This window comes from Phyllobacterium sp. (genome assembly GCF_037994425.1).
Lineage (GTDB): Bacteria > Pseudomonadota > Alphaproteobacteria > Rhizobiales > Rhizobiaceae > Phyllobacterium.
This window is the reverse complement of record NZ_JBBNAM010000358.1, coordinates 1-3,793: the sequence shown is the minus strand read 5'-3', so window position 1 is coordinate 3,793 and position 3,793 is coordinate 1. Positions and strand designations below refer to the sequence as shown.

Here is a 3,793-nt window from a genome sequence, read left to right as displayed (position 1 = left end):
TCGAAAAGGCCAGGACACATCTCGGATTTCTGCCAAACACGCCGTTTGCCGATGGACTTCTTCAAACCGCAAAGTGGATGAATGAAGAATTTTTTGGCTATAGCCGCGCCGCAGACAACCCTCGAGGGACAGATGCCCTACGGGCATGAGCTGCACAAGCTGTACAAGCGGCTTCCTATCCCCATTAAGGCAGAACTCAACGTCCTTTGGGCAAAAGGTTTTGCGCAAAGCCCCTATCTTAAACGGCAGGATTTCCTTGATAAATTGCCAGAGAGAGTGGACTTGTACGCCGTGCCGCGCCAGGCGAACTTCATGCAGCGACAGTCGCGCTATTCCTTTGAGAACAAGCCGAACGAGAACGTTTTTATCATTCAGGACTTGCCGGAGCTGCTTTACGACTACCTGACCCGCCTAAAGCCCGCATGGAAATTCCCTGTCATAGCCGCCTGACACCGCCAGGCCGCGCAAAGCCTCCATCTTGCGGAACGAGATGCAGCAATAGCTTTCGCGCAGATATCGACTGGGATGTCGCGGAGGGGCATCGGCTACCAGTTCAACGACACGGTTTCGGCGGTGGCCGGTTACCGGGCGCTCGGGGTAGACTACAGCGATGCTGGATTTGTCTTCAATGTCGTCCAGCAGGGGCCGATCCTGGGCGTCGTCTTGCACTTCTGATGAGGCCGCATATGGCCCACGGATTGTTGACTTACTTGGCCTTGATCGCTGCCTGCAATTGCTCGATGAGTTGGGTTAGCTGCGGGTCGTTGGGCTGCAAACGCGACAGCGCCTCCGCATATTCGAGGGTTTTCGGGAAACGTTGGAGCTTAAGTCCAAACTGGATCGCTGTGCCAAGCAGGTTGGCATCGGGTTGCCCGCTCGCGATGGTCTCGCCCAACATCGCGAAGGCGTCCTCTGTCCGCCCGACTGAATCAAGCGCAATGGCAAGCGTAGTCCTGTAGCGGGAATTATCTGGGGCCAGTCGGACCGATTCCGCGAGTTCCTGGATCGCTTCGGGTACGGCTCTTTGGCGAACGAGCGACAAACCATGTCCATAGCGCAAGTCGGCCTGGTCGGGCGAGATTGCGATCGCCTCGGCATAGACCCGTTCGGATTTTTCGTTCTGGCCCGTGGCACGGTAAAGCTCGGCGAGGTTGAGTCGCGCGCCTGACAGGGCCGGGTCGAGCACAATGGCCTGGCTGAACGCCTTTTCCGCCTCGCTCGGATTCTGTTGTCCGAACAGGAAGGTACCATAATTGTTCTGGGCCTCGGCGACATCGACGTTGGCTTGGACATAGGCGCGCAGGTCGTCGACGGCCGCATTAAAAGCGCCCCGCTGGTCGCCGAGCAAATTCAGCGACGGCGTGCTGCCAAGCGCCGTGACGGCGGCCACGCGCACGGCCCTCGTCTCGTCGCCGAGCAATTTGCCGATCGCATCCAACCTGCCTTCGGGCGGCAGATTGCCGGCCGCCTCCGCGGCTCCCAGGCGGACGAGCGGATCGGAATTTCCCGCGGCGGACTTCACGTCCGTTGCAACGCCTGCCCCGCCAACCCGGCTCATTGCGATGAGCGCACTGCCCTTGACAATCCCCGCCTGTTCGCCGTCCGCAACAAGCTTGCGCAGCGCACTGACAGAAGCCGGATCATTTTGCGCGGCACCGGCGAACGCATGGGCGATTGACGAGCGGCTGCGCCAGGCGGTGCCATACCATTTATCCAAGTTCTCGGCGGCCCAGGCATCGGTCTTCCCCTCATGACACCCGGTGCACGCATTGGGCGTGCCGTAGGCAGCGGAAAGGTCAGGTCGCGGGATCACAAACGAGTGGTCACGCCGTGGGTCGACCTTCATGTAGGTGCGCTCAGGCATGTGGCAGTTGGCGCACTGCGCCGCCGTCGAACCCATTGGATGATGGGTATGGGCCGGCGTGTCGAAATCACCGCCCGGATTAAACTTCTGGAATCGCTCGGGCGGGGATGCCGTATGGCACTGCGTGCACAGGGCGTTGCCTTCAGCCTTGAGCGCAGCCTCGTGGGGTTTGTGGCAGTCGAGGCAGGTGACACCTGCCCTCGACATCTTGCTCTGTTGAAAGGAGCCGTACTCGAAGACCTCGTCGAGGATCTGGCCATCGGGGAAATAGAGGTCGGGACGCAGCAACGCTGGCGAAAAATGGTCGAGAAAGCGGTGTCCGGGCCGGTATCCATCCAAAAGCTTGGTTCGTCGCGCATGACAGCCAAAGCAAGCGCTCGCATCGACCTTTGGCAATCCTGGATCGGACCTGACTGTCATCGAGGCGTCGCGGGATTTCGACTCGGCCCATTCGACATGCTTTGCCCCGGCGCCGTGACACGACTGGCACCCGATACTCGTTGCGACATATGTCGATCTGTATTCATTCAGGTTTGGCATGAAATTGGCCTGAGGATCGGTCGAATGGCAGTCAATGCAGGTTCTGTTCCAGCGGTAGAACGGACCCGTCCAATAATACGTGGACCCCGGCTTTGCCGGTTTGCCTTGGCCGAGCCAGAACCACTGCTTCTTGCCCGTATCCCATGCCACATCGAGTGCCTGCAGCCGACCTCCGCCTAGATCGACAAGGTATTGCTGCAGCGGTTCATAGGCGAAGGTGTATTTGACCTCGAACTCCGCTTCCGTTCCGTCAGGTCCCTCGGTTCGCACATAGAAGCGGCCGTCGCGGCGAAAGAAGGTCGTCGCAATGCCATCGTGATCGAAGCGAATGTCGTTGAAATCACCGCGAACTGTGCCGTCATCTGCAAGGGTCATCGCCTTGGCATGATGGGATTTGGCGAAGGCCGCGGCTTGGTCCGCATGGCAAGACGTACATTTCGCTTCGTCCACGAAGCCATCATGTATTGAAATCAGGCGATCGGGGGTAATGATCGGACTGTCGTCGGCGGAAGCGGGTGGGCCAAATGGAAGTGTGGCGAAAACTGACACGGCCACCCAAACAATGATCCTGCGCACACCACCCAAACCCATCACTGTGAACGTTCCTGAAATCCTGGTCATTAAAGATCGGCGGCCCCTGTTCCGAAGAGGCCGCCGTAGTATAGAGAATCAGTTGCCTGTTGGCATCGGGACGCTAACGCCTTCCTTAGCGAGCGAGTCGCGTACCCACTGGAACTTCTCATAATTCGAAAGCGTGATCGGGCCAGTGTAGGTTAGGCTCTGCGGTTTGCGGGGCGGATAATCGACATAGGTTTTCATGATCTTTTTGAGTTCCTCGCCCATGACCACACCCATCCAGGTCCGTTCCGTGAAGTTGTTCATGAAAATGTCGTAGCGTTCCTGCGGATCCTGCCACAAATCAAATACTTGGGGCACCGTAGCGACGTATTTCTCCGCGCCCTTCCAGCCGAGGTTCGAATCGACAGCCAAACCTCCGGTCTGAGCACCGTCATCGCCACGGAGATTGAACACGAACTTATAGTTGTTAACCCGAATAGCGCCGGGCGATAGTTCGTTCTCGGTAAAGTAAAACCACGATTTGCGCGGCGATGGACCGGAACCAGTCAGTACAGGTGTCATGTCGAAACTGTCGAAGATGATGGGCTTGTCTTCGCGGTCTTTGTCCGGCAGCGGAACGCCGCCGGCAGCGGCGAACGTCGCCATGAGATCAAGACCACCTATGAGTTCATGGTTCTTGGTGTCGGGTTTGATCTTGCCAGGCCAGACGGCGATCGCAGGGACACGGTTGCCACCCTCGCGCAAGGTTCCCTTCGTGCCGCGGAATGGCGTGTAGCCGGCGTCTGGATAGACGTCTTGCCACGCTCCATT

The 3,793-nt window shown here is 58.4% G+C and carries 3 protein-coding genes and 1 pseudogene; 2 read left to right on the top strand and 2 right to left on the bottom strand.

What is annotated here, in order from left to right; all coding sequences use genetic code 11:
- The first annotated feature begins 81 nt into the window (after positions 1-81).
- Both AAAB35_RS23795 and AAAB35_RS23790 read left to right on the top strand, forming a co-directional pair.
- A complete protein-coding gene (locus AAAB35_RS23795; protein WP_340670760.1) occupies positions 82-450 on the top strand; it encodes a hypothetical protein in 369 nt (122 codons plus the stop codon).
- A gap of 75 nt (positions 451-525) precedes the next feature.
- Complete coding sequence (locus AAAB35_RS23790; RefSeq protein ID WP_340670762.1) at positions 526-675, top strand: hypothetical protein; 150 nt, start codon at positions 526-528, stop codon at positions 673-675.
- 31 nt (positions 676-706) lie between these two features.
- Here AAAB35_RS23790 and AAAB35_RS23785 read toward each other — a convergent pair whose 3' ends face one another.
- Both AAAB35_RS23785 and AAAB35_RS23780 read right to left on the bottom strand, forming a co-directional pair.
- A complete protein-coding gene (locus AAAB35_RS23785) occupies positions 707-2,995 on the bottom strand; it encodes a tetratricopeptide repeat protein (protein WP_340670761.1) in 2,289 nt (762 codons plus the stop codon).
- A gap of 78 nt (positions 2,996-3,073) precedes the next feature.
- A pseudogene (locus AAAB35_RS23780) lies at positions 3,074-3,793 on the bottom strand (arylsulfatase); the annotation flags it as partial.

Bases quoted from the DNA above. Each gene is read 5' to 3' on its own strand.
- AAAB35_RS23790 (WP_340670762.1), top strand. From the start codon at position 526: ATGTCGCGGAGGGGCATCGGCTACCAGTTCAACGACACGGTTTCGGCG.
- AAAB35_RS23785 (WP_340670761.1), bottom strand. From the start codon at position 2,995: ATGGGTTTGGGTGGTGTGCGCAGGATCATTGTTTGGGTGGCCGTGTCA.
- AAAB35_RS23795 (WP_340670760.1), top strand. From the start codon at position 82: ATGAAGAATTTTTTGGCTATAGCCGCGCCGCAGACAACCCTCGAGGGA.